Source organism: Tardiphaga sp. 709, from assembly GCF_032401055.1.
Taxonomy (GTDB): domain Bacteria; phylum Pseudomonadota; class Alphaproteobacteria; order Rhizobiales; family Xanthobacteraceae; genus Tardiphaga.
In genome coordinates, this window is record NZ_CP135529.1 from 3890634 (window position 1) to 3917543 (window position 26910).

The 26910-nt window shown below is 59.3% G+C and carries 27 protein-coding genes; 25 read left to right on the forward strand and 2 right to left on the reverse strand.

Annotated features, from left to right (window positions below):
- The first annotated feature begins 3 nt into the window (after positions 1–3).
- The 17 genes from RSO67_RS19035 to RSO67_RS19115 all read left to right on the forward strand — a co-directional run bounded on the left by RSO67_RS19035 (position 4) and on the right by RSO67_RS19115 (position 16563).
- Positions 4–915 (forward strand): branched-chain amino acid ABC transporter permease, encoded by a 912-nt coding sequence (locus RSO67_RS19035; RefSeq protein WP_315840108.1) that lies wholly within the window; start codon positions 4–6, stop codon positions 913–915.
- On the forward strand, positions 912–2078 hold the full coding sequence (locus RSO67_RS19040; RefSeq protein ID WP_315840109.1) for a branched-chain amino acid ABC transporter permease: 1167 nt from the start codon (positions 912–914) through the stop codon (positions 2076–2078). The genes RSO67_RS19035 and RSO67_RS19040 overlap by 4 nt, the downstream gene beginning before the upstream one ends.
- Positions 2075–2863 (forward strand): ABC transporter ATP-binding protein, encoded by a 789-nt coding sequence (locus RSO67_RS19045; protein WP_315840110.1) that lies wholly within the window; start codon positions 2075–2077, stop codon positions 2861–2863. Before RSO67_RS19040 ends, RSO67_RS19045 begins: the two co-directional genes overlap by 4 nt.
- A complete protein-coding gene (locus RSO67_RS19050; RefSeq protein ID WP_315840111.1) occupies positions 2860–3579 on the forward strand; it encodes an ABC transporter ATP-binding protein in 720 nt (239 codons plus the stop codon). The genes RSO67_RS19045 and RSO67_RS19050 overlap by 4 nt, the downstream gene beginning before the upstream one ends.
- Before the next feature lie 78 nt (positions 3580–3657).
- Positions 3658–4635, forward strand: a complete 978-nt coding sequence (locus RSO67_RS19055) for a dipeptidase (RefSeq protein ID WP_315840112.1) — start codon at positions 3658–3660, stop codon at positions 4633–4635.
- A 1-nt stretch (position 4636) separates the two neighbouring features.
- Complete coding sequence (locus RSO67_RS19060) at positions 4637–5164, forward strand: DUF5943 domain-containing protein (RefSeq protein ID WP_315840113.1); 528 nt, start codon at positions 4637–4639, stop codon at positions 5162–5164.
- Between the two features lie 383 nt (positions 5165–5547).
- On the forward strand, positions 5548–6114 hold the full coding sequence (locus RSO67_RS19065) for a hypothetical protein (protein WP_315840114.1): 567 nt from the start codon (positions 5548–5550) through the stop codon (positions 6112–6114).
- A gap of 97 nt (positions 6115–6211) precedes the next feature.
- A complete protein-coding gene (locus RSO67_RS19070) occupies positions 6212–6859 on the forward strand; it encodes a hydrolase (RefSeq protein WP_315840115.1) in 648 nt (215 codons plus the stop codon).
- A gap of 31 nt (positions 6860–6890) precedes the next feature.
- The gene (locus RSO67_RS19075; protein WP_315840116.1) at positions 6891–7181 is read left to right on the forward strand and encodes a XapX domain-containing protein; all 291 of its coding nucleotides are present in this window, start codon (positions 6891–6893) and stop codon (positions 7179–7181) included.
- 63 nt (positions 7182–7244) lie between these two features.
- Positions 7245–9131 carry an amidohydrolase gene (locus RSO67_RS19080; protein ID WP_315840117.1) on the forward strand — a complete coding sequence of 629 codons (1887 nt, stop codon included), beginning with the start codon at positions 7245–7247 and terminating at the stop codon, positions 9129–9131.
- Positions 9128–9550, forward strand: a complete 423-nt coding sequence (locus RSO67_RS19085) for a DoxX family protein (protein ID WP_315840118.1) — start codon at positions 9128–9130, stop codon at positions 9548–9550. The genes RSO67_RS19080 and RSO67_RS19085 overlap by 4 nt, the downstream gene beginning before the upstream one ends.
- Complete coding sequence (locus RSO67_RS19090; RefSeq protein ID WP_315840119.1) at positions 9547–11181, forward strand: MFS transporter; 1635 nt, start codon at positions 9547–9549, stop codon at positions 11179–11181. Before RSO67_RS19085 ends, RSO67_RS19090 begins: the two co-directional genes overlap by 4 nt.
- A 17-nt stretch (positions 11182–11198) precedes the next feature.
- Positions 11199–12107: a glyoxalase gene (locus tag RSO67_RS19095; protein ID WP_410001757.1), complete on the forward strand. Its 909-nt coding sequence runs from the start codon at positions 11199–11201 to the stop codon at positions 12105–12107.
- Positions 12073–13503 carry an alginate export family protein gene (locus RSO67_RS19100; protein WP_410001758.1) on the forward strand — a complete coding sequence of 477 codons (1431 nt, stop codon included), beginning with the start codon at positions 12073–12075 and terminating at the stop codon, positions 13501–13503. The genes RSO67_RS19095 and RSO67_RS19100 overlap by 35 nt, the downstream gene beginning before the upstream one ends.
- Before the next feature lie 128 nt (positions 13504–13631).
- Positions 13632–14786, forward strand: coding sequence for a histidine kinase dimerization/phosphoacceptor domain -containing protein (locus RSO67_RS19105; protein ID WP_315840121.1), 1155 nt, complete (start codon positions 13632–13634; stop codon positions 14784–14786).
- Positions 14783–15925 (forward strand): sensor histidine kinase, encoded by a 1143-nt coding sequence (locus RSO67_RS19110; protein ID WP_315840122.1) that lies wholly within the window; start codon positions 14783–14785, stop codon positions 15923–15925. The genes RSO67_RS19105 and RSO67_RS19110 overlap by 4 nt, the downstream gene beginning before the upstream one ends.
- Positions 15926–16002: 77 nt before the next feature.
- Positions 16003–16563: a response regulator transcription factor gene (locus RSO67_RS19115; RefSeq protein WP_315844305.1), complete on the forward strand. Its 561-nt coding sequence runs from the start codon at positions 16003–16005 to the stop codon at positions 16561–16563.
- A gap of 203 nt (positions 16564–16766) precedes the next feature.
- Here the strand turns inward: RSO67_RS19115 and RSO67_RS19120 are convergent, their stop codons facing one another.
- Positions 16767–17165 (reverse strand): hypothetical protein, encoded by a 399-nt coding sequence (locus tag RSO67_RS19120; protein WP_315840123.1) that lies wholly within the window; start codon positions 17163–17165, stop codon positions 16767–16769.
- Here RSO67_RS19120 and RSO67_RS19125 point away from each other — a divergent pair.
- Positions 17142–17723, forward strand: a complete 582-nt coding sequence (locus RSO67_RS19125; protein WP_315840124.1) for an AraC family transcriptional regulator — start codon at positions 17142–17144, stop codon at positions 17721–17723. The two genes, RSO67_RS19120 and RSO67_RS19125, sit on opposite strands and share 24 nt — an antisense overlap.
- Positions 17724–17893: 170 nt before the next feature.
- Here RSO67_RS19125 and RSO67_RS19130 read toward each other — a convergent pair whose 3' ends face one another.
- Positions 17894–18577: a response regulator transcription factor gene (locus RSO67_RS19130; protein ID WP_315840125.1), complete on the reverse strand. Its 684-nt coding sequence runs from the start codon at positions 18575–18577 to the stop codon at positions 17894–17896.
- 642 nt (positions 18578–19219) lie between these two features.
- Between RSO67_RS19130 and RSO67_RS19135 the strand changes: the two genes are divergently transcribed.
- From RSO67_RS19135 to RSO67_RS19165, 7 genes are all read left to right on the forward strand, one after another.
- On the forward strand, positions 19220–20020 hold the full coding sequence (locus RSO67_RS19135) for a response regulator transcription factor (protein WP_315840126.1): 801 nt from the start codon (positions 19220–19222) through the stop codon (positions 20018–20020).
- 559 nt (positions 20021–20579) lie between these two features.
- On the forward strand, positions 20580–21302 hold the full coding sequence (locus tag RSO67_RS19140) for a sugar phosphate nucleotidyltransferase (RefSeq protein WP_116659414.1): 723 nt from the start codon (positions 20580–20582) through the stop codon (positions 21300–21302).
- Between the two features lie 12 nt (positions 21303–21314).
- Entirely contained in the window at positions 21315–22514 is a 1200-nt protein-coding gene (locus RSO67_RS19145) for a DegT/DnrJ/EryC1/StrS family aminotransferase (protein WP_410001759.1), read from the forward strand.
- A gap of 2 nt (positions 22515–22516) precedes the next feature.
- On the forward strand, positions 22517–23221 hold the full coding sequence (locus tag RSO67_RS19150; protein ID WP_315840127.1) for a sugar transferase: 705 nt from the start codon (positions 22517–22519) through the stop codon (positions 23219–23221).
- Positions 23222–23226: 5 nt separating this feature from the next.
- Positions 23227–24234 (forward strand): SDR family NAD(P)-dependent oxidoreductase, encoded by a 1008-nt coding sequence (locus tag RSO67_RS19155; RefSeq protein ID WP_315840128.1) that lies wholly within the window; start codon positions 23227–23229, stop codon positions 24232–24234.
- 119 nt (positions 24235–24353) lie between these two features.
- Positions 24354–25523: a hypothetical protein gene (locus tag RSO67_RS19160; RefSeq protein ID WP_315840129.1), complete on the forward strand. Its 1170-nt coding sequence runs from the start codon at positions 24354–24356 to the stop codon at positions 25521–25523.
- Entirely contained in the window at positions 25501–26775 is a 1275-nt protein-coding gene (locus RSO67_RS19165) for a polysaccharide biosynthesis/export family protein (protein ID WP_315840130.1), read from the forward strand. Before RSO67_RS19160 ends, RSO67_RS19165 begins: the two co-directional genes overlap by 23 nt.
- Positions 26776–26910 lie beyond the last annotated feature (135 nt).

The window sequence follows — 26910 nt, forward strand, 5'->3', positions numbered from 1 at the left end:
CCCATGGGTATGATCGGTCAACACCTGCTGAACGGCTTGATGCAAGGAACGATCTATGGCCTCGTCGCCATGGGGTTCACCATCTTCTTCGGCGTCATGAACGTGATCAAGTTCTCGCACGGGGACGTGCTCACGCTCGGCGCTTTCGGAGGCCTCGTCGCTGTCTGGGCGGCGAACGCGCTGGGACTGTCGGTGCCGCTGCAGTTCATCGTCGCACTGTGCGTGGCAATGGCACTGACCGCGGTGGTTGGCGCCGGCATTTCACATTTTCTCATCATGCCGCTGCGGAATGCGCCGCCGCTCAACATGTTGCTGATGACGATGATGGTCGGTACGGCGATCCGTGAAGCCATCCGGCTGTTCTTTCCTAACGGCACCAATCCGCAGCGCTTTCCGGAGTTGCTGCCGGCCGGTGGCTTCAATATCGGTCCGTCGTTCTTCCGCACCGACGCCATCATCCTGATCATTGCCGGCGCCGCCTCGATCGGCGCCGTCTACTGGATCATCAATCACTCCAAATTCGGCCTCGCGATGCGTGCGGTCGCGGAAGACACCGAAACGGCACGTGTGATGGGGATCGATTTCGGTCGCATCATCCCGCTGACCTTCGCATTGGGCTCCATCACCGCTGGCTTCGCTGGCATGATCTATGCGCTGTATTACAGCGAGATCAACTACAGCATGGGCCTGCTGCTGGCGGTGATCGGCTTCACGGCTGCGATCGTCGGCGGTCTCGGCAATATCTGGGGCGCGATCATCGGCGGCTATCTGTTCGCGGGGCTGCAGACTTTCGTCGTTGCCGCGATGCCGTCGATGAGTGACTACAAGAACGTGTTTGCTTTCGTGCTGATCATCGTCCTCATCACCTGGAGGCCGACCGGGCTTCTCGCCGAGCGCGGGAGCGAGCGGGTATGACGCCGACCTCTCGGACGCTTGCACGGGTGCCGGTGTGGCCGCTGTTTGTTGCAGTGGCCTTCGCTGCAGTGGCGCTCACGGCGCTGGTCATGATCGAAAACCAGAAATTGCTCGGTGCCGCATTGGTGATCACAGCTGCGGTCTGCTTCTGCGCCGCCCGGTTCGGAGGCGTCGCCGCGACGGAAGTCGCCGCTTCGGAAAATCCCTGGCTGCTGCGCGGCCTGCTTACGTTGGCCTCGCTCGCCGTCATCTTCGTGTTGCGCGACGACAATTTCGGCCTGCTGATGCTGGCAACTGTGCTGATCTACGCGACCATCTGCCTCGGCCTCACTGTGCAGATGGGCTATGCTGGCCTGACCAACTTTGCAGCCGCAGCTTTCGCCGGCACCGGCGGATATACCGCGGCGATGCTGGGGCAGCAGGGCGGTCTGCCCGATGCGCTGGTTCTGGTCTGCGGCGGCTTGGTCGCGGTCCTCATCGGCTCGCTGCTCATCCTCCCGGTGCTGCGCACCCGCGGGCATTACGGCGCGCTGACGACCATGGCGTTCGGCGTAATGTTCAACGTCTTTCTCGATGCGAATGACTTCTTTGGCGGTCCGCAAGGCCTGAAGCTTCCCGGTATCAATCTGTTCGGCTGGGACTTCACCAATGACATCCATATCTTCGGCCTCATGCTGTCGTCCTATGTGAACTACGTGATTCTGACGGGCATTCTGACGGCGCTGGCGATGATCTTTGTCGGATTGCTGGACCGCTCTTGGATCGGTGTCTGGTTCGATGTGGTGCGCCTCGATGAGACCGCAGCATCCGTTTTCGGACTGAAGATAGCTTACTGGAAAGTGCTGGCATTCACGCTCGGTAACTTTCTGGCCGGCCTGATGGGGGCGGTCTATGCGAAAATGACGGGGTTCATCGCGCCCGCGAATTTCACATTCGGCGACTCGCTGGTGATGGTGTCCATCGTCATCCTTGGCGGCATCGGCAATCGCTGGGGCGTGTTGCCGGCGGCGCTGATCGTCGTCCTGCTGCCCGAAAAGCTCCAGTTCATCCAGGAATACCGGCTCATCTTCTATGCCGTCCTCGTCATCGCGATCCTGACCATGCGCCCGGACGGCCTCGTGGCGCGCCGGGTCCGGAAACTGCACACGGAGGCAAGCGCATGACGAGCTTGTCTAACGACGTGCTGCTCGAGAGCCGCGGCTTGACGGTCCGTTTCGGCGGCCTGTTCGCACTTAATGAGCTGAACATTGACGTCCACAATGGCGAAGTGCTCGGACTGATCGGGCCGAACGGCTCGGGCAAGACCACGTTTCTCAATGTGATCAGCGGCGTCTATTCCGCAAGTGCAGGCAAGATCTTGCTGGGTGACATCGACATCACCCGCGAGAAGGCTCACAATATCTCATCTTATGGCCTGTCGCGTACGTTCCAGCGATCACGCCTGTGCCTGTCGCTGTCGGTGTTCGACAATATTGCGCTGGGTGCGCAGCGAACGCTGAACAATGGCCTTTGGCACAATATCGTGCAGCGGAAAGCATTCGCTGCGGAAGCGCGGAAGATCGCGGAGGAAGCTCGCGAACTGCTGCGCGTCTTCAATACCGCGCTGCCGGACAAACTGTTCGATCCGGCGATCTCGCTCGGTATGATTGATCGGCGCAGGGTTGAGATTTGCCGCGCATTGATCGGCAAGCCAAAGCTTGTGCTGCTCGATGAACCGTCTGCCGGCATGACCCATGACGAGACGGATCAGGTGGTGGATGAAATTCTCGGCATCCGCAAATCGCTCGGCGGGCTCACGATAATCATTGTTGAGCACGAAATGGGCTTGATTGAACGAGTCACCGATCGCTGCGTCGTGCTGAACTACGGCAAGAAGATCTGCGAAGGCAAATTCCGTGACGTCGCGGCTGATCCTGTGGTCCGCGAAGCCTATCTGGGGCAAGCATGAGCGGTCATCTCACAGTCGAGAACATCTTCACCGCCTATGATCGGGCCGACGTGCTATCCGGCATTTCGATCGACGTGCAGCCGGGCAAGATCACCTGTATCCTTGGTTCCAATGGTGCCGGCAAGTCGACGCTGATCCGCTCAATTCTGCGGCTGACGCCGCCGCGTGCCGGCTCCATCGCTTTCGAAGGCAAGACGCTCGATCAGATGGCGACCCACGAGATCGTCGGTCTCGGGATTGCTTGCATTCCCGAAGGGCGACGGATCTTCGCGAAGATGACGGTCGAAGAGAATCTTCGGGTCGGCGCCTATCTCGTCAATGCCGAGAAGACAGTCAAAGCGCGCCTTGGCAAGGTGTATGAGGTGTTTCCGCGACTGAAAGAGCGCGCCAAGCAGCTTGCCGGCACCATGTCCGGCGGCGAGCAGGCGATGGTGTCGATCGGCCGCGGAATGATGACGGATCCCAAGCTTCTGATCATCGACGAGCCGTCGCTGGGCCTGTCTCCGCTGTTCGTGCAGGAGAACTTCAACATCGTGCGCCGGCTCAACGAAACCGGCGTGACGGTCCTCCTGGTCGAGCAGAACGTCAACCAGACCCTCGCCATCGCCCATTACGGTTATGTGTTGTCGCAGGGCAGGATTATCGTCCAGGGCGATTCCGAGATGCTGGCAAAGAACGAGGAAGTCCAGAGCGCTTACTTTGGCGGGGCGCACTGATCAGAAAGAACGTCGCGCTAGCTGATATGGCCGCCGCATTACAACGAAAAGTCAGACTATCATCTGAAAGGAAACGTCATGTCCTCAACCATCCATGAAAGCGCCATCGTCGTCGATGGATTGATCATCTCGGATTTCGGGCGTCCGGTCTTCGAGGACATGCGCAAGGGCGGATTGACCGCCGCCAACTGCACTTGCTGCGTCTGGGAAGGCTTCGAAGCTACCATGCGCAATGTGGTCAAGTGGAAGCGCTGGTTCGCAGACAACGACGACATCCTCAAGCAAGTTTACACCACCGCTGACATCCTGAAGGCCAAGGAAGAAGGCAAGACCGGCATCATCCTGGGCTGGCAGAACGTCACCGGTATCGAAGATCAGATCGGCTATCTCGGCCTGTTCAAGGAGCTCGGCGTCGGCATCATCCAGATGGCCTATAACACGCAGAACCTGGTCGGCACCGGCTGCTACGAGTCCAAGGACGGTGGTTTGTCCGACTTTGGCCGTGAGGTCGTCGCCGAGATGAATCGTCTCGGCATCCTCTGCGACCTGTCGCATGTCGGATCGAAGACCAGCGAAGACGTCATCCTCACCTCCAAGCAACCGGTTGCCTATTCGCACTGCCTGCCAGCCGGCTTGAAGGAGCATCCGCGCAACAAGTCCGACGAGCAGCTGCGCTTCATCGTCGATCACGGCGGCTTTGTGGGCGTCACCATGTTCCCACCTTTCCTGAAGCGCGGTCCGGCATCGACTGTGGACGATTATGTCGAGGCGATCGAATACGTCATCGATATCTGCGGCGAGAACAGCGTCGGCATCGGCACCGACTTCACGCAGGGCTATGGCCAGGAATTCTTCGACTGGATCACCCATGACAAGGGATATGGCCGTCGCCTCACTAATTTCGGCGACGTCATCAATCCCGAAGGCATCAGGACTATCGGCGAATGGCCGAATCTCACGGCCGCTATGGAGAAGCGCGGCTGGAAGGCCTCACGCATCGAGGCCGTCATTGGCAAGAACTGGGTCAATCTCCTGAAGACTGTCTGGGGGGCCTGAGATGGGGAAGCCGCAGGTTGACATCAATGTCGATGACCAGACCGGGCGTTGGTCGGTCGACGCGACCAATATGATCTTGGTGCCGCAGCATTTTTACATGAACAACCACTTTGCCATCGAGGCGGCAGTGGGCGCTGAGGAACTCGAGCGCATTCTGCGACCGGCCGGCCATCGCTCGGCCTATTACTGGTGCGAGAAGGAAGCCGAATTTCACGGCATGTCCGGCGTCGATGTGTTCCGTCACTATATGCGCCGCATCACGCAGCGCGGATGGGGCCAGTTCGACGTCCTCGACGTGTCGCCGGAAGCAGGGACGGCGACAGTGCGCTTGCGAAATTCGGCAATGGTTGATGGCGAGCGCCGCAACAGTGGTCGCAAGGTGTGTTACATGTTTGCGTCTTGGCTCGAGGGCTCGCTCGAATATGTTGCCGCAAGTGCCGGTCGTGAGGTCAGGTTGCGGGCGCAGGAGGTCTATTGCGAGGCCGAAGGCGCTCACGATCATTGTCTGTTTAAGGTCGAGCCGGCTTAATTTGAGCCGGCGAAATCCGTCTGCAACGGTATTGAGACGCGCCTAGCCTGGCTAGGTCAATGAGATCGGCCAAGCATTCAGAAAGTCGCAGTAGACGAGAGGCCTCCGGCAGCAGTGCCGCATTTGGGTCACCGTGAGTTCTCGCGCGAATGATCGTGGGTCTGTGCTGCCAAGGGGCGGCTTGCCGCACGAGTATTCCGCGTAGAACCATGATTGGAATCTAACATTTCATGGTGGGCTTCGTAGTGCGTCCACGCAACGACCGCGAGGGTTCCGCCCTATGGGATTGTCCCGTCTCGGCGCAAACGGTCGATACAAGCGCGTTCGACAGGCTTCTCCGAGATTGTCTTGGGAGTATCGTCGAGTACCTTCCGAAGCCGACCGTGTCCCGGCTGACCCGAGCTTTGGTGGCTGCGGGTTACCTCGATTACGAACCCGTTGGTGGCAAATATCAGTTGCGTCGGCGTGTTCTGACGCTGGTGTTTTCGCTACTGCGCAACATGAGAGTTCTGCCCGTTGCCCACGAGCAGTTACAGCGGTTGGCGACCGCGAGCGGCTGCACCGTATCGCTCGCATGGCCGGACGCGCTGAAGATGATCTATCTCGGCCGCTGTCCGGGAGAGGTCATACCGTACTATTTCAGCGTCGGCTCGGCCATCGACATGGCAAGGACGGCGACAGGCCCAAGCCTATCTTGCTTCGCTCCTGATGGCGGCAACAAGATCGGCGGTGCTCACGATCTTATGCGCCTACGTCGGCGCATCGATATGCACGGCTGCATGCATCGACATAGTTTCCGAAGCATAGCAGAGGGGTGCAAGTCAGGCCGCGGAGAAGCGTTCGGAACGCCGCGTGGTGGCCGATCGTTCAATGCCGATGACTTCCAGACAAGACCGTGGTTTCTTCCCGGGTTATCCCGCGTGGTGGCTTCGTGGCCCGTGGTCTCCTGATCGACGAATTGATCGGTGTCGGCGTACGGATCAGCAGAAGAGCTGCCATTTTGCGGACATGAGCGAAGCCGTCACAACTCTTTCATGGAGAATTCGAATGTCATTTCAGGAAATGCTGACCCCGCAGAATAGCGCTATCGCGCTGATCGATTTTCAGCCCGCGATGTTCCAGGGTGTCCAGTCGCATGATCGTCTTGTCACATTGAACAACGTCCAGATTCTTGCAAAAGCTGCGAAGCTGTTCAAGATTCCAACCGTTCTCACCACCGTCGCGGCGGAGTCGTTTTCGGGCCCATTCATCCCCGAGGTGGTGTCGCTGTTTCCGGGACAGGAGATCATCGATCGCACCTCAATGAATTCGTGGCTCGATGCCAACTTCCGAAAGGCCGTTGCCGCCACCGGCCGCAAGAAGTTCGTCATCGCGGGCTTGTGGACCGAGGCTTGCGTGATCTTTCCGACCCTAGACATGCTGCGCGAAGGCTTTGAGATCTACATTGCTGCCGACGCCTGCGGCGATCTCTCGCCGGAAGCGCATGAGCGCGCCATGCAGCGCGCGATCCAGGCTGGCGCGGTGCCGATCACGTCCTCGCAATATGCTTATGAGCTGCAGCAGGATTGGGCGCGCAGCGAGACCTATGAGGGCATGATGGACATCCAGCGTGCACATTCGCCTTACGGCATCCAGATCCGTTTCTCGAAGTGGGCGCTTGGTGAGCACGCCTCCGAAGGCGGCTCGGCCAAGTAAGCCGTCAGGTCACACTACCGAGGACAACGATATGAAAGCACATATGATCTCGCTGGGCGCAGGCCTGCTGGTGGGCGTCATCTACAGTCTGATCAATGTGCGCTCTCCGGCGCCACCGGTGGTGGCGCTGGTTGGCCTGCTCGGCATTCTCGTTGGCGAGCAATTGCCGCCGCTGGTGCGCACGCTCTGGCAGAAGGAGCCGGTGGTGCAGTCCTGGCTCGAGCAGGTGAAGCCACACATGTTCGGCCATCTGCCGAAGGGCCAGCGCTCCGATACGCGTGTCGCTGGCGACATAACGCCGCAGCCGCCCGCCGGTGGCTAGTCGCCGGCAGACGCATCACGATCACGTCGACCGTTCAATTCACGACCGCCGAAGGAGCTCCCCATGACCGAGCCGCAGACCCCCGATCTCATTCTCCATCGTGGCCTGTTCACGACGCTCGATCGCTCCAATCCCGTCGCCAGCGCGGTGGCCATCAAGGATGGACGCTTCACCTATGTCGGCCATGACGCGGACATCCTGCCGCTGGCGGGACCGAAGACGAAGGTCGTGGACCTCAAGGGCAAGCGCGTGCTGCCCGGCCTGATCGACAACCATCTGCACATCATCCGCGGTGGTCTGAACTTCAACATGGAGCTTCGCTGGGACGGCGTGCGCTCGCTCTCCGATGCCATGAACATGCTGAAGCGTCAGGTCGCCATCACGCCGCCGCCGCAATGGGTGCGCGTGGTCGGTGGCTTCACTGAGCATCAGTTTGTCGAGAAGCGGCTGCCGACGATCGACGAACTGAATGCCGTCGCGCCTGATACGCCGGTGTTCCTGCTGCATCTCTATGACCGTGCATTGCTCAACGGTGCTGCGCTGCGCGCGGTCGGCTACACCAAGGACACGCCGAACCCGCCGGGCGGCGAGATCATTCGCGATGCTAACGGAAATCCGAACGGCATGCTGCTGGCCAAGCCCAATGCTGGTATTCTGTACGCAACGCTGGCCAAGGGACCGAAGCTGCCCTTCGACTATCAGGTCAACTCGACCCGCCACTTCATGCGCGAACTCAATCGCCTCGGCGTCACCGGCGCCATCGACGCCGGCGGCGGCCTCCAGAACTACCCCGAAGATTATGCCGTCATCCAGAAACTGCATGACGAGAATCAGCTGACCATTCGTTTGGCCTACAACCTCTTTACCCAGAAGCCGAAGGGCGAGAAGGACGACTTCCTCAATTGGACGAAAACATCCAAATACAAGCAGGGCGACGACTACTTCCGCCACAACGGCGCCGGCGAAATGCTGGTGTTCTCTGCCGCAGACTTCGAGGACTTCCGCCAGCCACGTCCTGATATGGAGCCGGAGATGGAAGGCGAGCTCGAGGAGGTCGTTCGCGTTCTCGTGCAAAACAAATGGCCGTGGCGCATGCATGCGACCTATGATGAGACCATCAGCCGCGCGCTGGATGTATTCGAGCGCGTCAATCAGGAGATGTCGCTGAAAGGGCTGAACTGGTTCTTCGACCACGCCGAAACGATCTCGGATCAATCCATCGACCGTATCGCGGCGCTTGGCGGCGGCATCGCGGTGCAGCATCGCATGGCCTATCAGGGCGAATATTTCGTCGAGCGTTACGGCCATGGCGCGGCGGAGGCCACACCGCCGGTGTCGAAGATGCTCGCCAAGGGCGTCAAGGTTTCCGCCGGCACCGATGCGACGCGCGTTGCGTCTTATAATCCCTGGGTGTCGCTGTCCTGGCTGGTTACCGGTCGCACCGTTGGTGGCATGCAGCTCTATCCGCAACGCAACTGCCTCGATCGCGAGACGGCATTGCGGATGTGGACCGAAAACGTGACGTGGTTCTCGAATGAAGAAGGCAAAAAGGGCCGCATCCAGGTCGGCCAGCTCGCCGATATCGTCGTACCCGATCGTGACTTCTTCTCCTGCGCGGAGAATGAGATCGCCGACACGAGCGCAGTACTGACAATCGTCGGCGGCAAGGTTGTCTATGCCGTCAGTGATTTCGCCAAGCTCGACGAGAATGCGCCGCCGCCAGCCATGCCGGACTGGTCGCCGGTGCGCACCTTTGGTGGCTATGGCGCGTGGGCCGCTCCCGATGCAAATGGACAGGTCGTCGCGCAGAAGATGGCGATGAGCTGCGGCTGCGCGAATTCATGCGGCGTGCATGGCCATGATCATGCCACCGCATGGTCCAGCAAGCTGCCGATCGCCGATCTCAAGAGCTTCTGGGGCGCACTCGGCTGCGCGTGCTGGGCGGTATGATCACGAATCTCGCGCGTCGCGTGATCGGTGCGCCCTTTGTGCATTGGCTGTGTTTGCTCTGCCTGTGTGCGGCCTATCTGCAAGGTGGGCTGGTGAAGGCGTTCGACCTTCCGGGAGCGATTGCCGAGATGAACCATTTCGGACTGCAGCCGGCAGCGCCCTTCGCGCTGGCGACGATCGGGCTCGAACTGGTTGCCTCGCTATTGATTCTCGGTGGCGTGTTGCGCTGGCTCGGTGCACTCTCGCTGGCAGGCTTTACGTTGATGGCGACATTTCTGGCGAATCGGTTCTGGGAGCTGGCCCCACCAGAGCGCTTTATGAGCGCCAATTCGTTTTTCGAACATATCGGCCTGTGCGGCGGCTTCCTGTTCGTCGCATGGCATGACCTTAATGACCGCGCCAGGAAGGCAAAACCATGAGCGGAGCCGCCGAGCCGGCCAAGGCAACCAGCGCCTTCGCGCCATTCCGCCAATCCATCTTCGCGGTGATCTGGGTCGCGACGGTGATGGGCAATACCGGCAGCTTCATGCGCGACGTGGCGAGCTCCTGGCTCGTTACTGATCTGTCGGCAGCGCCCGCAGCGGTCACCATGATCCAGGCCGCGGGCACGCTTCCGATCTTCCTGTTTGCAATCCCCGCCGGGGTGCTGTCCGATATTCTCGATCGCCGCAAATTCCTGATCGCGGTGCAGGTACTGCTCGCCTTGGTGAGTGCGACGCTGATGATGCTGTCCTATTACGGGCTGCTGACGGTCAATCTGCTGATCGGCCTGACCTTCATTGGCGGGGTCGGGGCGGCACTGGTCGGGCCGACATGGCAGGCGATCGTGCCGGAGCTCGTGCCGCGACAGGACATCAAGAGTGCGGTCGCGCTGAATTCATTGGGCATCAATGTCTCGCGCTCGATCGGTCCTGCGGCAGGCGGTATCCTGTTGGCGACATTCGGCGCCGCCGTCACCTATGGCGCCGATGTCATCAGCTACATGTTCGTCATCGTAGCATTGCTGTGGTGGCCGCGCGCCAAGGCCGAGAACGACGTGTTATCGGAGAAGTTCTTCGGCGCGTTCCGGGCGGGGTTACGCTACACACGTTCCAGCCGTGAACTGCATATTGTGCTGCTGCGGGCAGCGATCTTCTTTGCATTCTCCAGCTCGATTTGGGCGCTGCTGCCGCTGGTGGCGCGTAATCTGCTGGGTGGCGATGCCAGTTTTTACGGCGTGCTGCTTGGTGCGGTTGGCGTGGGCGCGATCGGTGGCGCGCTGGTGCTGCCGCAGCTCCGCGCGAAGCTCGACTCCGACGTGCTGCTGCTGATCGCCGCGCTGCTATCGGCGTGCGTGATGGCTGTACTGTCCTTCGCGCCGCCGAAATGGGTTGCGTTGCCGGTTCTGCTGCTGCTCGGTTCTGCGTGGATCACGGCGCTGACGACGTTCAGTGGCGTCGCACAGGCGGTGCTGCCGAACTGGGTGCGTGGTCGCGGTCTCGCCGTCTATCTGATGGTGTTCAATGGTGCCATGGCTGCTGGAAGCCTTGGCTGGGGCGCGGTGGCCCAAGCGCTGAGCCTACCGGCGACACTGCTGGTTAGCGCATGCGGTCTCGCCGTCGCCGCCTTCATCATGCACCGGGTGAAGCTGCCGACAGGTGAAGCCGATCTCGCGCCGTCCAACTACTGGCCGGAGCCGCTGACGTCGGATGAGGTCGAACATGACCGCGGCCCCGTCCTGATCCTGATTGAGTACCGAATCGCGCGTCAAAACCGCGCGCCGTTCTTCACCGGGCTCAAGCGCCTCTCTGAAGCGCGTCGTCGCGATGGCGCTTATGGCTGGGGCATCACCGAGGATGCGGCCGATCCGGAGAAGATCGTCGAATGGTTCCTTGTGGAATCATGGGCGGAGCATCTGCGGCAGCATCACCGCGTCTCGAAGGCTGATGCCGATGTGCAGCGCGAGATGACGCAATATCACATCGGGCCCGCCGCCCCCGTGGTCCGGCATTTTCTGACGCTGGATCTGAAAAACCCGATGTCGAAGCTCGAACTGGTCAACCAGCACTAGTCGCCACAAGGACTGCCATGATGCGTTTGTTCAAATTCACCGCCGCTATTGTTTCCGTCGCGTTGCTATTGGCCGCGCCGCAAGATACATGGGCGCGCGAGGCGCCGGTGAGGGCCGGCTTTGCCGTCGGCGCGCAATATGACACGACGCATGTCTATGTTGCGCCGGACGAGGTCGATCGCTTTGTCGAAAGCTTCATCGCGACCTTTGGCGGCAAGAGCACCAAACAGGTGGTCGCGACGGTGACGCCGACGCCAAGCAGCACGACATCGCAGCTTCTGCTGACCCCGGCGGGGTCGGTCTCGGTGTTTGGATTCAAGACGCCGATCCCTTATCCGTTCGGTCATGAGCGCACCGGCTATCTCGTCACCGATATCGATGCGGCCGTCAAAGCCGCGCAAGGCGCGGGCGCCGATGTGCTGGTCAAGACATTCCCGGATCCGATCGGCCGCGATGTCGTGGTGCAATGGCCGGGCGGTATCAACATGCAGCTTTATTGGCACACGACGGCTCCGTCCTATCCGGAGCTGCAGACGGTCCCAGAAAATCGCGTCTACGTGCCGGCGGGCCGGGCCGACCAGTTCGTGAAGAGCTTTGTTGCTTTCTCGAAAGGCAGCGTTGTCTCCGACACGGCGAAGGCGCCGGGCATCGAGATCGGCCGCCCCAACGATACCTATCGTCGGATTCGCATCACGTCGAAGTTCGGCAAGATGACTGTGCTGGTGACCGACGGCGTGCTCCCCTATCCTTATGGCCATGAGCTGACCGGCTATGAAGTGCCGTCGCTCGACGAGACGCTGGCCAAGGCGAAGACCGCCGGAGCCGCGGTGCTGGTCGAGCCCTATGTCGCGGATGCACGCCGCGCCGCGCTGGTAAAGTTCCCCGGAGGTTATGTTGCCGAGATTCACTCTGCCGTCGGCAAGTAAGGCCTGGGCAGCCGCGACCGCGCTGGCCTTCAGCGCGGCGCTGCTGCCGCTCGCGCATGCCGACGATTCAGCGGTAACGCCGTCACGCCCGAAGGTTCTCACCAATCGCTGGCAGGAAGACTGGTCCGCGCTCGCCAATCCGGCGCTCCGGACCGAGCCGTTCGACGCGCTGAAGTATATTCCGCTCTTTGTCACCGATCCGAAAAGCTATGTATCGCTTGGTGCCAATCTGCGCGAGCGGTTCGAGTTCAACGATGCACCGAATTTCGGCGTCGGCAATACGCGTGGCGATTCTTATCTGCTGCAGCGGCTGCAGATGCATGTTGATATTCGGCTAAACGAGAACTGGCAGATCTTCACCCAGCTCGAGGACGTGCGAACCATCGACAAGGCGAGTATCTCGCCGGTCGACCAGAACCAGCTCGATCTGAGACTGGCCTTCATCGCCTATAGCGGCGCGCTGGGTGGCGGCATCTTCAAGGCGCGCGTCGGCCGGCAGGATTTTGCCTTCGATCTGCAGCGCTTCGTGTCGTCGCGTGACGGACCGAATGTGCGGCAGTCATTCGATGCGATGTGGGCGGATTACGAGACCGGGCTGTGGCGTTTCATCGGCTTTGTCAGTCAGCCCGTGCAATATCGCTTTGGCGATGTGTTCGATGACTTCTCCGGCCAGAATTTCCGCTTCAGCACGGCGCGTATCGAACGCAAGGTTTTCGGCGACAACGAACTCTCCGGCTACTACTCGCTGTTCGAGCGATCATCGGCGCGTTATCTCGACGCCCTGGGCGAAGAGACGCGGCACATCTTCGACGTCCGCTTTGCCGGCAATGCCAATGGCTTCGATTGGGATCTCGAGGCGATGGGGCAGACCGGCCATGTCGGCGCTAAGGACATCGAAGCCTGGGCATTGGGCGCCCGCACCGGTCACACATTCTCTAACGTCGCATGGACGCCAAGGATCGGCTTGCAGGCGGATGCGGCGTCAGGTGACGGGCGTGCGGGTGACAACACGATCGGTACGTTCAATCCGCTGTTCCCGAACGGTTACTATTTTTCGCTGGCAGGCTATACCGGCTACGCCAACCTGATCCATCTCAAGCCGACACTGACGGTGAAGCCCGTTGTCAATCTGACGGTGACCGCGGGAGTCGGCATGCAGTGGCGCCAGACGGTTGCCGATGCCGTCTATGTTCAGCCCAACGTTGCCGTTGCGGGCACGGCCGGGCAGGGCAGTCGCTGGACCGGGGTCTATTCGCAGCTTCGGGCGGATTACGTCTTCAACGCCAACCTGACCGGAGCCGTTGAGGCGGTGCATTATGCTGTCGGTGATACCGTGCGGAATGCCGGCGGCCATGACAGCAATTATCTCGGGCTGGAGCTGAGATATGGGTGGTAATCGGGCGCCCCGCTGGCCACGCGGAGGCAGTTTCATTTTGTGCCGCCGCAGAATAGGTTACGCGATCGCCCGCCATCGGTCCCCGTTTTGGCGTGATGGTTCGGATGACGCCGACATAAGTGCCTGACATGTGGAATGAACGCGATCGCATCGCGGCCTTGCATCGATACGATATTCTCGATTCTGCATCTGATGTGGATTTCGCAGACTTTGTGCAGATCGCATCGGATATCTGCGATGCGCCGATCGCGGCCATCAATCTGATAGATGGCGACCGGCACTGGACCCTTACCGGTATCGGGCGCGGCGATCGGGAACTGCCGCTCGATCATTCGATCTGCGCGCAGGCGATCCGCCAGACGGATCTTTTCGTGATCTCCGATCTGTCTTCGGATACACGCTTCCAGAATAATCCATTGGTGAGCGGGGGTCCCAGGCTCCGCTTCTATGCCAGCGCGCTGCTGGAAACACAGAATGGCCTGCCGATCGGTACCGTTTGTGTGTTGGACCACACGCCGCGCCCGGATGGTCTGTCGACACGCCAGCGCTTCACGCTGCAGGCGCTCGCGCGGCAGATCATGAACCAGCTCGAGCTCCGCCGCGCGATGATGGACATCACAACCGGAAACGCTGCGCGGGAAAGACTGGAAGCATCGCTGAACGAGAAGGAAGCCTTGCTCAAGGAAGTGCATCACCGCGTCAAGAATAACCTGCAACTCATCAGCAGTCTCCTGAATCTGCAGGCGTCGCGCATCAGCGACCCGATCACCGCGGCTCTGTTTGCGGACAGCCGCAACCGCGTGCGGTCGATGGCACTCGTGCATGAAAACCTTTATCGTGCCGGCAACTTCGCTGAGATCGAGATGCAGACCCATGTGCTCAGTCTGTGCACGCATCTGCGCCGCGCCTATGGGCGGGCTCGCGTCGAGATCACGGCCGAAAGTGATGACGTCACGCTGGATATGGATCGCGCGGTGTCCTGCGGCCTTATCATCAACGAGCTCGTGTCCAATGCGTTCAAGCACGCCTTTCCTAGCAAACGCAGCGGATATATCAAGGTTCGGTTCGGCAGCCGCGACGACGGGACATGCATTCTGACCGTGGCGGATGACGGCATCGGGATGCCCGAGCAGTTCGACTTCATCGAAACCAGATCACTCGGTCTGCAGCTGGTGCGCGATCTGGTCGAGCAGTTGCACGGCACTTTCTCGGTTGATCGCACCGGCGGCACCACCTGCACCCTTACATTCCAGGCTGGCCGTAGCGCGAGGCTTGCGCCATGACAACGCGCGCCCGCGTGATGGTGGTCGAAGATGATCGCATCGTTGCCCGCGATATCAGTGAGCAGCTCGGCCGGATCGGTCATTCCGTGATCGGGGTGACCGCCCGCGGCGAGGCGGCCGTTGAGCTTGCGATCAGCAATCGCCCCGATCTGGTGCTGATGGACATCCGTCTGGAAGGCGAGATAGACGGCATCGATGCCGCCCGGCAGATCCGCGCCAGATGCCAGATCCCGGTAGTGTTCCTCACGGCCTATGCCGATGACGAGACGGTTCGGCGCGCCAGTCAGGCCGAGCCGTTCGGCTATCTGCTCAAGCCGTTCGAGGATCTGCAACTGCGCACCGTGATCGAAATGGCCCTGTACAAGGACCGCGCCGACCGCAAGCTGCGCGAGAGCACGGCGGCGCTTCAGGTGGCGCATGCGGAGCTGGCGCGCATGTCGCGGATCACCACGATGGGGCAGCTCACCGCGTCCATTGCGCATGAAGTCAATCAGCCGCTGATGGCCGTTGTCATGAATGCCGAGGCCTGCGTGCAATGGCTCAAGGGCGAGAAGGCCAATGTCGGCGAAGCCCGCGCTGCCGCGGAGCGGGCCATCGCGGAGGGGCATCGCGCCGGAGCGATCATCCAGCGCGTCCGCGCGATTGCGCGCAACGCACCGGTGGTGTTCGAAGAGCTCGACCTGAACGAGATGATCGAAGGCGTCCTCTCGATCGTGCAGCCGGAACTGTCGCGGCGGGGGATTGCGCTGGAAGTCGATCTTCAGCCCGACCAGCCATCGATCATTGGTGATCGGGTGCAGCTGCAACAGGTAATGTTGAACCTGGTATCCAACGCGGCGGATGCCATCAATTCATCGGAGAATCTACAACGGCGTGTGACTGTTGTGTCGGCGATGGACCCACTGGGAGAGGTCTGCGTCACCGTCAAAGATGCGGGGGTGGGTATCGACCCCGATCATCTCGATATGATCTTCAATCCGTTCTTCACGACCAAGCGGGATGGCATTGGTATGGGGCTGTCGATCTGCCGTTCCATCATCGATGCCCATGGCGGAAGGCTCTGGGCGGAGCCACGCGTGCCCACTGGCACGCGCTTTCGCTTCACGCTGCCGCCACATACGCTGCAGGTGGCACCGTGATCGCAAACCCGGAGCCAGTCACCGCAGTTGTCGCCGTTATTGACGATGACAAGGGTATTCGCGAGGCCCTGGACGGCATGCTGCGCTCTGTCGGTCTTCAGGTCGAGTGCTTTGCCTCGGCGCAGGAGTTCCTGACCAAAGACGACCGGGACAAATTTGGCTGCATCGTTCTCGACGTGCATCTGCCCGGCCGCAACGGTCTCGATTTTCTCGATGATCTGGCTGCCCTGCGTGTCACAACGCCGGTGATCGTGATTAGCGGCTTTGCCGATGTGCCGATGTCGGTGCGGGCGATGAAGGCCGGCGCTATCGAATTCCTGACCAAGCCGGTTCGCGCGATGGATCTTCTCGCTGCGGTTGAGACGGCCGTGAAGCGCGATCGTGCAATGAAGCAGGCGGCCGAGAAAATCGCTGGCCTCAAGGCGGATTTCGAGACGTTGACGGTCAGGGAACGTGAGGTGTTCGCGCATGTCGCCGCCGGCTTGATGAACAAGCAGATTGCGGCTGCGCTGGACCTGAGCGAGGCCACGATCAAGCTCCACCGCGGCACGATGATGCGTAAGATGCGGGCGAACTCGCTCGCTGACATCGTGCGGATGGCCGACCAGTTGGGATATGAGCCTCCATCGCTCGCCTAGACCAAGGTCTAGTCAGCCTCCACCATGCTCCAATTGTCTGTCCGCATGCAATTCCGCATTCTGGAATCATGGAGCCGCAGCCATGTGCGTGGCTAAACTGAAATCTGAGGTAGTTCGTTGGGACGCATGAGAACGTCCGGGCGATCTGCAGCGTGCAGCGATGGGGGTGCATGATGGCGGGTACCCGAATTCCCGACGGTGCATCATATGCCGGACCGATCCACATGCTTGAGCCGTTGCCTGTTTCGCTGAAGCCGAAATCGAAGATCGATGTGTTCGGCTGTCCCGCCAGCAAACTCCACCAGGATCAGGAGCTGCGCGGCGCGGGGATCAAGTTTTTCCGCAAAGGGAGCGAGGATCCGCATCTCGGGCAGGTCGTGACCGCAGCCGACGATCGCGGTTTCCTGATCGGCATCTCGCAAGGTCGTGGTCATCGGCGGCGTGTTTTTCACGAGCATCACGCCACGGGCCAGGAGTTCGAGGAAGGCTCGATTTATATCCGAAACCTGGCGGATGATTATCGTGCCGATCTGCGCGGCGCGTTCGATTTTCTCCTGATGGAGGTGTCGCGGCCGTTCTTGATCGAACTGGCGCAGGAGCATGGGTGGCGCGGCGCGGTCGACCTTGCGTGCCACGCCGGTGACACTGATCCGGTCTTGTTGCGGCTCGTCAGCGTGGTCGAGCCCTTTCTGCAGAAGAGTAGCGAGGCGAGTCCGTTGTTCCTCGACCAGCTCGGAACGACGATCGGTATTCATCTGATCGAGCGATACAACAATGCGACCAGTCTCGAAGCCACGTCGCAGGGCGCGGCGTTATCGCGGCCGCAACTGGCGCTCGCCATCGAAATGCTGAGCAGCAACGCTGCCGGCAATGTGCGGGTTGCCGATGTTGCCCAGGCCTGCGGGTTGTCGCGCGGCTATTTCATTCGCGGCTTCAAGAAAGCGACGGGCAAGGCGCCTCACCAGTGGATCCTATCCCAGCGCGTCGAGCAGGCCCGAGGCCTTCTGATGAAGACCGATACGCCGTTGGCTGATGTCGCACTAGCTTGTGGCTTTGCCGATCAAAGCCACTTCACCCGCGTCTTTTCCGCCGCGACCGGACTGCCGCCGGGGGCATGGCGCCGCGCGACCGGCAATGCAGGTTCCCCAGCGATTTTCTGAAGAATGCCCACCGATATCGCGCAGGGTGGTGAAGCCGCGCATCAGGGTCCTTTCAGCCTCCGCGCTGGCGGTAAGGTGGATGTCGCCGACCAGACTTGTGCGCCAATCGGCGCCCGTATCAGCGTTGAAATGGCAAATGGCATATGGGTCAGCAGTGCGACTGCAGACGCTCAGTCACAATGAATCGACAGAGCCCGATCCTCAAGAAAGCCCCCACGTTCGTTGTGCGATATGGCAAGCGCCGCAAGCACTGTACGGTTGTTGATTTCAAGCTTCTGATAGATGTGATGGAGATGTTGCTTGATGGTGCCGTCAGCAATATTCAGCCGCCGCCCAATTTCCTTGTTCGACAACCCTTCAGAGACCAGGCGCATGATCTGACGTTCGCGCTCTGTCAGCACCGCCAGAACACTCTCCGTGATCGCGATACTCTTTTGCTCGGAAGGTATAACGTGATTGACCGCGGGAAGCGGCAATAGCCTTTGGCCGGCCGCGATTTCCCGCAAGGACTGCACCAGGGGGTCGAGCGGCATGTCCTTCAGGATGACACCGTAGGCGCCAGCAGCAGCCGATAAAGCCAGTTGGCGATCTTCAACGACAGCGGTGAAAAAGACGACCCGCGTTGAAAGCCCCTCGGAGTTGGCGATGGCAACGATTTCCAGCCCGGTCAGGCCCGGCATTGCGATGTCTATAATGGCGATGTCCGGCGTTAAATTTCGAATCGCTTCGATACAGCTCGGGCCAGTGCTGCAGCACGCGACAATCTTGAAGCCGTTTTGCGCTTCAAGCACGCTCGTCAAACCTTGCAGAACCACAGGATGGCGGTCTGCGATCACGACACTGGTGCAACGCATGGGCGGTCCTCAGCCTAGCCCCCCAAAACTTAAACTCCACGCTACCCCGGATATTCCCTTCTTAGCCTAATTTTCGGGAGGCTCAAATTCGTTACGCTACATCGCAACGCAACAACGAAAACAGATCGCAACCTTGGGTGGATATGTCAGGAACTGTCACTCAAGGGTGGATTTCCATATGACGAAGCACGCACTCCCTTTGCGGAGTCTGCGGTGATTTCCCCGTTTACTATTATGAACGACATCCCTCAGTACCGGCCGATCGCCTATAACTAAAGGTATATAGGGAGATCGGGAATTCGCATCTAACATTCATAAAATCGTCTCAAACGAGAAGGGAGGCTTCTTCAATTCGACGACGAAATGCTTCTAAAAAGACAGAGTTTCTTGCCGACTGAAAATATTCCAATGCCAAAATTTCTGCCGAAGAAGCGGGGCTTAACCGCCGACAGATCACCAAGAATGAGCTGAATTTCAATCGCTCCGTTTTTTTAAATCAGTTTGCGTATGGTTGGGAGGGTCGCGATGCGGAGGCAACAGTCTTTTTTTACAATTCTCGTTGGGAAAAATACTTTACTCAGAGAAGGTCTTGCCAGGATTTTACGCTCAGCAAATTTTCGTATCCTAGCCTCAGTATCAAGCGTGGATGATTTGCTCCCGGGTCAACCGCAAGCACACCAGCCTCTGCTTCTTATTGCTCACACCGGCGATGATTTTGACGCCGCGATTGAACAAATCGAACTTTTCAGGGACTACCATCCGGGCGGGCGCATTGCGATCGTGGCCGATCATTATCGAATGGACGAACTGGCTTCTGCGTTTCGGGCAGGTGCCAACGGCTACTTTGTCAACGTTATGACCTGCGATGTATTCATAAAATCCATCGAACTGATAATGATGGGTGAAACGATCTTTCCTCCGGCATTTCTATCATCTGTTCTTGCTCCCGAAGGCAGTCACCCAGGCGAGCCGGGCGCGCGCGACCAAAACAAGACGCAGGCGATTCTTATCGCTACAGAAGATATGACCACGCCGCAGCTTTCTCCGCGGGAAAAATCAATTTTGCACTGCCTGATTGAAGGCGCCTCCAACAAAAGCATCGCGCGGACGATCCATATCGCCGAAGCAACTGTAAAAGTCCACGTCAAGGCGATCCTTCGCAAGCTCCGGGTCCAGAATCGGACACAGGCAGCGATTTGGGGGATGAACAACGGATCACTGGCAGAGCCGGCAAACAGCAACTCTCCGCCTTTAGCTGGCGATTCGAACGGTCGGCTTTCAAATCCCGTTGCGATGATCTCCGAGATCAAGAAAAACGAGACGCCAGTGCCACTAGGTGTGATCAACCACGAGCCAAATCATATTGAGGTCTCGCGCATCGACGGTCTGATCCCTAAGGGCATCAACGGAAAGATCTGCGGCACGGCACGAATCGGCAAATAGTGAGCGATTGTTGACGCAGGCGAGCAAGTCGCGCCGATCGATGCTTGTCGGAGCGTGGCACTCACGCCGGTGAATCATCGAGCATGGACACGTGAGGCGCTGACGATCGCGCGTGTCCTTGCCGATGCGATTCAATAAATTATTCCAGCGATCTTCGGCGACGGTTAGTGCGATGTCGCTCGCGCGCGTGACGGATGCCGGGCGTCAGTTTTTAACAGGCTTGCTGAAAAGCCGGCTCGTTGCGTTGTCGTCGTCATTCCAAGCGCCGCGATATCAATCGTGCCTCGCGATATCACGCGTCAGCGATGTAGCCGAAGTCCGATCCGGTCTGTCCTGTCCCATCATGCGCCACTGCGAGCTGCAGTATTGCCGCTGCAATACGGTGCTCGCGTGCAATCCAACTATCATTCCGACATCTCATGCAAACGCACGAAGACGCGTGGATAGTCAGCGTCTAGTTTTCTCGTCAATGGCATTCCGGTTCGGCCATCAGCGCCAGATCGGGCTGTCGCGTTGATATGATGAACGATTGCGCGCTTCAGCAACACAGGAGGATAATATGAAGGCTGTCATCCAATGCGGCGGAAAGGGAATGCGCTTGCGTCCGCATACATCCATCTTGCCGAAACCGCTTATGCCGATCGGATCGCGGCCCGTACTCGAGCTCCTGCTCAAATGGCTCAGGCGAAATGGGATCAGAGAAGTCTTCATCACGACTGGATATCTGGGCCACCTTATTCGCAGTGTTTGCGGCGACGGCAATCAGTGGAACATGCAGATCGTTTACACGCAGGAAGTGGAGCCGCTTGGAACGATCGGCCCGCTGTCACTTCTGCGAGAACAACTCGACACGCCGTTTCTGGTCCTCAACGGCGATGTGCTGACGGATCTGAACCTCAGTCAGTTTGTGAGCTGTCATCGACGGCACCAAGGTCCCCTCACCATCGCCACCGCCACACGTCCTACCAAGATGGACTTTGGCGTGATCGATGAGACGGGCGGTTGCGTGACCGGATTTCGCGAGAAGCCTGAACTGTCGCATCTCGTGAGCATGGGCATCTACTGCATGGATCCCTCGGTGCTGGATCGCATTCCGTCAGGTGTTCCATTCGGCTTCGACGATCTGATGGCCCAGATGTTGGAAGAGGAAATACCCGTGAACGTATTCAAGCACAACGGCATGTGGCTCGACATCGGGCGGGTGGACGACTTCCTCAAGGCTCAGGATATTGCATGGGACGAGCAGTCGCCTCCGGCCTTCGTGGCAACCGTTGCGGCGTGACCAAGACGCCGCTTGTCACGTCTGTTGCCCGTGCCGCTCAAACGTTTCGTTGAATCCGGGATCGGAGAAAAGCACATGCTATTGGTATCAGAGCCAGTCCTGGGTTCGGACGAGCAAACAGCCCTAGCCTCTGTCATCGAGAGTGGCTGGGTCACGATGGGAGACCGCGTCCGCGAATTCGAACAAGCGTTCGCCCATCTTCATGAGGCTGAGGATTCGATCGCCGTCGGCTCGTGTACGGCAGCCCTCCACCTCATCCTGCACGCGCTCGGCATTGGACCGGGCGACGAAGTTCTCGTTCCATCGCTGACCTTCGTCGCCACGGCCAATAGCGTTCTCTATGTGGGAGCGCGACCGGTCTTCGTCGATATCGATTCAGCCGAGATTCCGTTGATGTCGCTGGATGATGCTGAAGCCAAATGCACATCGAGAACCAAAGCGATTATTCTCGTCCATTTCGCTGGCTACCTCGCGCATCGCGACACGTGGCAGTCCTTCGCTCGTCGCAAGGGCCTGCTCCTGATCGAGGATGCAGCTCATGCGCCCGGACTGGCCGCAGTGGGGACCTTTGGCGAGGCGGCAGCATTCAGCTTCTACGGCAACAAGAACATGACGACCGCCGAGGGGGGCGCCATTATCGCCCGCAGCCGCGCTTTGAGGGAAACCATCAGGCGAGCACGGTCTCATGGCATGACAAGCAGCACGCGGCAGCGCCTCACCAGTCGTCGTCCCGATTACGATGTTACGATCCTCGGATTCAACTATCGTATGGACGATTTGCGCGCTGCCGTCGGCCTTGCCCAACTCAAGAAGCTTCCGGAATGGAATGACACCAGGCGACGCCTGTCGCTGTGCTATCGTCAGTTGATGGCGGAGCATTGCCCAGCGGTGATGATACCCTTCGCGAATCCTTGGCCATCGGCGCACCATCTGATGCCGGTCGTCCTGCCGACGGCAACCGATCGGCAGCCCGTGATCGATCGGCTACGCAAGCGCGGCATACAGACCACCATTCACTATCCCGCGGTCCACCACCTGACATTCTACAGAGAGCTCTATCCCGATACATTCTTGCCGCGCACCGAGGAATTTGCCCAACGGGAGCTCACGCTGCCGCTGCACCCCCGGATGAACCCGGCCGACGTGGAACAGGTGGTGAATTCCCTTGCGGCCGCACTGGGCACGGAGTTTCCTTTAGGGGCAATCGCGTAGCCATGCGCGAGGCAGCGAACCAGCTCCTGGCGTCAACTCCTGTTACGCAGGTGGGCTTGCGGCGCGCCCTTGATATTCTGTTTGCCGGTGCTGCGACAGTCACTCTCGCTCCTCTCTTCCTGATCGTAGCACTCGCTATCTGGATCGAAGGAGGAAGGCCGATTTTGTTCTCGCAACTTCGTCTCGGGCAAAATGGACGACCATTCCGCATGTACAAATTTCGCAAGTTCAGGCCGGATTGCGACCGGCATGGATGTCCGCTCACAATGGAGGGAGACGGCCGCCTGACTAGAATTGGCCGCATCCTCGCAGCGAGCAAGCTGGACGAGTTACCGCAACTCTGGAACGTTCTGCGCGGCGACATGGCGCTCGTGGGACCGCGGCCTGAATCGCTCGCATTCTTCGATTGCTTTCACGGTGGGTTCGAGAAGCTTCTCGACCACAAGCCCGGTCTTGTTGGTCCGTGCCAGGTGATGTTTCGACATGAAAGCAAGCTCTATCCCGCTGACGTTGCGGCTGTGGATTTCTATCGACAAGTTCTGTTCCCGACCAAGGCGAAAATCGATCTCGCTTATTTCCCGCGCCGAACACTGGCTTCTGATCTCGGCTGGATTGTTCGTGCGGCCTGGGCAATCGCGGTGGGATCGTGGACCGAATGCACGCCGAAGAATCAATCGGAAGACTCTGAACAACAAACCGGACATTGACGGCCATGAATTACCTTGGTGCCAGAATTCTCGTTACGGGAGCCGACGGTTTCATTGGTTCGCACCTGACCGAAGCGCTTGTTTCGGCAGGAGCCAACGTTACCGCTCTTGCCCAGTACAATTCCTTCGATAGCCATGGTTGGCTGGACGATCTGCCAGACTCGACTCGAAAGAAAGTCAATCTCGTTCGCGGCGACATCCGCGATGCGGCTTTCGTTGGTCGCCTCGTACCCGGCCACGAAATCGTCTTTCATCTCGCGGCACTGATCGCGATCCCCTATTCCTACGTCGCTGCGCAATCCTACATCGAAACGAACGTGCTCGGCACCTTGAATGTGCTCGAAGCGGCGCGGCAGTACGGCACCGAGCGGGTCATTCATACGTCGACCAGCGAGGTCTACGGCACGGCCATAACAATGCCGATCGATGAGACTCATCCGCTGCAGGGACAATCGCCGTATTCAGCTTCTAAAATAGCCGCGGACATGATGGCAGGGGCCTTTGCGAAGTCGTTCGGCGTACCGGTCGTCATCCTCAGACCATTCAATACATTTGGGCCACGACAGAGCGAAAGGGCGATCATCGCTGCCATCATACGGCAAGCGCTAGACCCTTCCTGCCCCGCGATCATGATCGGGGATGCAACGACCGTGCGCGACCTTACATTCGTCGCGGATACGGCAGCCGCGTTCATGGCTGCCGGGCTGGCCGAGGGCATCGAATACGGCCAGCCATATAACGCAGGTAGTCAGCGGGCGATCATGATCCGCGACCTGATTGATGTCATCGTCGACCTTACTTCCAGCGACAAGCCTGTGCTTCAGGATGAGAAGCGTCTGCGACCGACAAATTCGGAAGTGCGAGCGTTGCTCGCTGATTGTACCCGCTTCGTCCATGCAACGGGATGGTCACCGCAGGTTACGCTGCGGGAAGGGTTGGAACGGACAGTGGACTGGTGGCGTCATCGCCTTTCGGGAAAGCAAGTCCGGCGGCAGAGGGATTTCATCACATGATGGCCCGGCTGGGTTATGCCCGAGCTCTCCTGTGCTGTGGCGCCCTTGTCTTGCTCGCTTCCTCAAGACCCGCCTCAACCGAATCGCTCGCAAACGCCCAATTCCTCCCGGCGCCCGCCATGGATTTGCCTGGCTATCTCGCGCCAGCCGCCGACGCATCCCTCGGTACGACCTTTGTACGTGTGACCACGCCTGACAGTCCGATGGGAAACGGCATGGTTTGCAAGCGTTCCTACTGCACTCATCGCTATTCGAGCGCGCAGGCGTGGAACGCCAACCAGAGCCTGCTTTTGATTGTCAACGGCTGCAATGGCCTGTGCTTTCTTGATGGGCGCACTTATGCTCCACTGTTCCGGCGACAGCGCGGGGGTGAATGCGAATGGCATCCGCAAGATCCGGAGCTCATGATTTGTGTCGCCGGGCGCCGCATTTCGCGATGGTCGCCGCGAAGCAACGCCGAAGACGTAATTCTTGAGACTGAAGCATATCGCGAGCTTCAATTCGGCCCCTACAAGGGCAATCCCTCATGGGACGGCAACCGTATCGTGGTGCGCGCCATCAGCCAACAGGGCACGCTTGTCGCATTTGCGTTGGATCTTTCGGACCGCCGGAAATTTCCCGACATCGACTTGGCGCGAATTCCCGGTAAAAACAGCTATTGCGGGATCTCGCCGCTGGGCAAGCACATATTCTGCCAGCAGTCTCTCATTGACTTCACGGATCAAGCATTTGTCTTCAGCATTGAGGGCGATCTCCTGCAGAGCTGGACCGAGCATCACCGGCCCGGCCACGGCGACATGACTGTCGATATCGATGGCTATGAAGTTTATGTAGGCATCAGCAAGTCGGCGCCCGACAAGTATCAGGTCATCAAACGGAGACTCCAGGACGGACAGGTCACGGCGCTCGCTCCCTATGGAGAAGCTCAGCATGCATCGATGCGAGCGATACGCCGTCCCGGCTGGGTCTTCATGAGTTATGCCGGCGCCGCGCTCGCTCCCGCCGGCGGTAAGAAAGTAGCTCCGTTCGCTCAGGAAGTTATCGCACTTAAAATCGATGGCAGTGGCGAGTTTCGACGTATCGCGCATACGCGCAATGCTCCGTATGACTATTGGAGCGAAACGCATGGCTCACCTTCTCCTGATGGATCGCAAGTCATCTGGTCGAGCAACTGGGGGCAACGAGGCGGGCCGGTATTTGATTTTGTTTCCCGCATCGACTGGTCTGATCGAGACAGCGGAAACGACTTAGCGCAAGGAGATCGTCATGAAGGGCAACAGGCGCAGTAAGACTTTCAGCTATGTCTCCGTCAGCTTCTGGGCAGGAATCGTTGTCTTGGCGGGCAGCGACGCTTGCCTTGGAGCTCAATACAGCCTCGCGCCGGGCGATACTGTCGAGGTATCCGTCGGTGGAGCGCCTGAACAGCGCAATAGAGCTCAGATCCAGATTGACGGCACCATTGCTCTTCCCGGGGTCGGTACGGTGCCGGTTGCTGGTCTGACGCCGTCGGAACTACAGACCCGCATGGAGACGCTGCTGCAGTCCAGGATTCTGCGTCAGCGCTCACCGGATGGGCGCGAGCAGGCGCTCGTCATCAAGCCTGGGGACGTGATCACTAGCGTCGTGGAATATCGACCGATCTACGTCACTGGCGATGTTCTCACGCCCGGACAGTTGGTGTATCGCGCGTCCATGACCGTACGCCAAGCGGTTGCGGTCGCCGGGGGCTTTAGTCTGTTGCGTTCTCGCGGTCAGATCGGTGCCGTCGATCCGGCGGATCTGTTGCGCGATTACCAATCTTTGTCGACCGAGTACATCAAAGAGTATATCCACGTGATCCGCACCAATGCGGAACTCCAGGGAAATGACAGCTTCGATCAGAAGATACCCAGCGAAGTATCTTTGCCGGCCTCCGTCATCGAGTCGATCATGCAATCCGAGGCGGCGTCGCTAAAGACCGCGCAAATCGACTATCGTAAGGAACGAAGCTTTCTGGAGGATGCTGTCAAACAATCGGAAGCGCAGCTCGTAACTCTCAGGAAGCAGCAAGACGGTGAGGAAAAGGGTGTTCAGGCCGATGAGGATGAGCTGGATCGGGTAGCCAAGTTGTTTGGCGCAGGATCATTGCCAAGCCCCCGTGTTACGGAAAGCCGACGCGCTCTTCTGTTGTCGTCGACAAGGCGTCTTCAGACGATGGTCGAAGTCATGCGGCTGCAACGTCAGCGCGACGACTTCGTGCGCCAGATCGAGCGGGTCGCTAATCAGCGAACCATCAATCTGTTGCGCGAGCTGAAGGATTCGACCGTTCGCATGGCGGACTTACGGGTTAAATTGCAGGCGTTGAGTCAAAAATTGCAGCCTGTCGGTGGTGCGGGAGCACTGCCTGTCGGAACCAGCGATCTCCGAGCAGAAGTAACGATCGCGCGAAAGGTCGGCCAGCAGTGGAACAGGATCATTGCATCAGTTGATTTCGATGTAGAACCGGGAGATGTGGTCGAAGTTTCGCTGCGCCCTTCGGGAGTAGCCAGCGCATCCAATTGAGCCATTGGCACAAGCGGGGGTACCCACAAAGGATACCGCGTTAACGATCTCTGGCCGGATACCTGCACAAAACTGCGCGCTGAGGCGCGCATCGCTTTTCCGGCCGACATTTCCTCCATGTCATTCAGGCCGCTA

Bases quoted from the DNA above. Each gene is read 5' to 3' on its own strand.
- RSO67_RS19035 (WP_315840108.1), top strand. From the start codon at position 4: ATGGGTATGATCGGTCAACACCTGCTGAACGGCTTGATGCAAGGAACG.
- RSO67_RS19040 (WP_315840109.1), top strand. From the start codon at position 912: ATGACGCCGACCTCTCGGACGCTTGCACGGGTGCCGGTGTGGCCGCTG.
- RSO67_RS19045 (WP_315840110.1), top strand. From the start codon at position 2,075: ATGACGAGCTTGTCTAACGACGTGCTGCTCGAGAGCCGCGGCTTGACG.
- RSO67_RS19050 (WP_315840111.1), top strand. From the start codon at position 2,860: ATGAGCGGTCATCTCACAGTCGAGAACATCTTCACCGCCTATGATCGG.
- RSO67_RS19055 (WP_315840112.1), top strand. From the start codon at position 3,658: ATGTCCTCAACCATCCATGAAAGCGCCATCGTCGTCGATGGATTGATC.
- RSO67_RS19060 (WP_315840113.1), top strand. From the start codon at position 4,637: ATGGGGAAGCCGCAGGTTGACATCAATGTCGATGACCAGACCGGGCGT.
- RSO67_RS19070 (WP_315840115.1), top strand. From the start codon at position 6,212: ATGTCATTTCAGGAAATGCTGACCCCGCAGAATAGCGCTATCGCGCTG.
- RSO67_RS19075 (WP_315840116.1), top strand. From the start codon at position 6,891: ATGAAAGCACATATGATCTCGCTGGGCGCAGGCCTGCTGGTGGGCGTC.
- RSO67_RS19080 (WP_315840117.1), top strand. From the start codon at position 7,245: ATGACCGAGCCGCAGACCCCCGATCTCATTCTCCATCGTGGCCTGTTC.
- RSO67_RS19085 (WP_315840118.1), top strand. From the start codon at position 9,128: ATGATCACGAATCTCGCGCGTCGCGTGATCGGTGCGCCCTTTGTGCAT.
- RSO67_RS19090 (WP_315840119.1), top strand. From the start codon at position 9,547: ATGAGCGGAGCCGCCGAGCCGGCCAAGGCAACCAGCGCCTTCGCGCCA.
- RSO67_RS19095 (WP_410001757.1), top strand. From the start codon at position 11,199: ATGATGCGTTTGTTCAAATTCACCGCCGCTATTGTTTCCGTCGCGTTG.
- RSO67_RS19100 (WP_410001758.1), top strand. From the start codon at position 12,073: ATGTTGCCGAGATTCACTCTGCCGTCGGCAAGTAAGGCCTGGGCAGCC.
- RSO67_RS19105 (WP_315840121.1), top strand. From the start codon at position 13,632: ATGTGGAATGAACGCGATCGCATCGCGGCCTTGCATCGATACGATATT.
- RSO67_RS19110 (WP_315840122.1), top strand. From the start codon at position 14,783: ATGACAACGCGCGCCCGCGTGATGGTGGTCGAAGATGATCGCATCGTT.
- RSO67_RS19115 (WP_315844305.1), top strand. From the start codon at position 16,003: ATGCTGCGCTCTGTCGGTCTTCAGGTCGAGTGCTTTGCCTCGGCGCAG.
- RSO67_RS19120 (WP_315840123.1), bottom strand. From the start codon at position 17,165: ATGCTCCTGCGCCAGTTCGATCAAGAACGGCCGCGACACCTCCATCAG.
- RSO67_RS19130 (WP_315840125.1), bottom strand. From the start codon at position 18,577: ATGCGTTGCACCAGTGTCGTGATCGCAGACCGCCATCCTGTGGTTCTG.
- RSO67_RS19140 (WP_116659414.1), top strand. From the start codon at position 20,580: ATGAAGGCTGTCATCCAATGCGGCGGAAAGGGAATGCGCTTGCGTCCG.
- RSO67_RS19150 (WP_315840127.1), top strand. From the start codon at position 22,517: ATGCGCGAGGCAGCGAACCAGCTCCTGGCGTCAACTCCTGTTACGCAG.
- RSO67_RS19155 (WP_315840128.1), top strand. From the start codon at position 23,227: ATGAATTACCTTGGTGCCAGAATTCTCGTTACGGGAGCCGACGGTTTC.
- RSO67_RS19160 (WP_315840129.1), top strand. From the start codon at position 24,354: ATGGATTTGCCTGGCTATCTCGCGCCAGCCGCCGACGCATCCCTCGGT.
- RSO67_RS19165 (WP_315840130.1), top strand. From the start codon at position 25,501: ATGAAGGGCAACAGGCGCAGTAAGACTTTCAGCTATGTCTCCGTCAGC.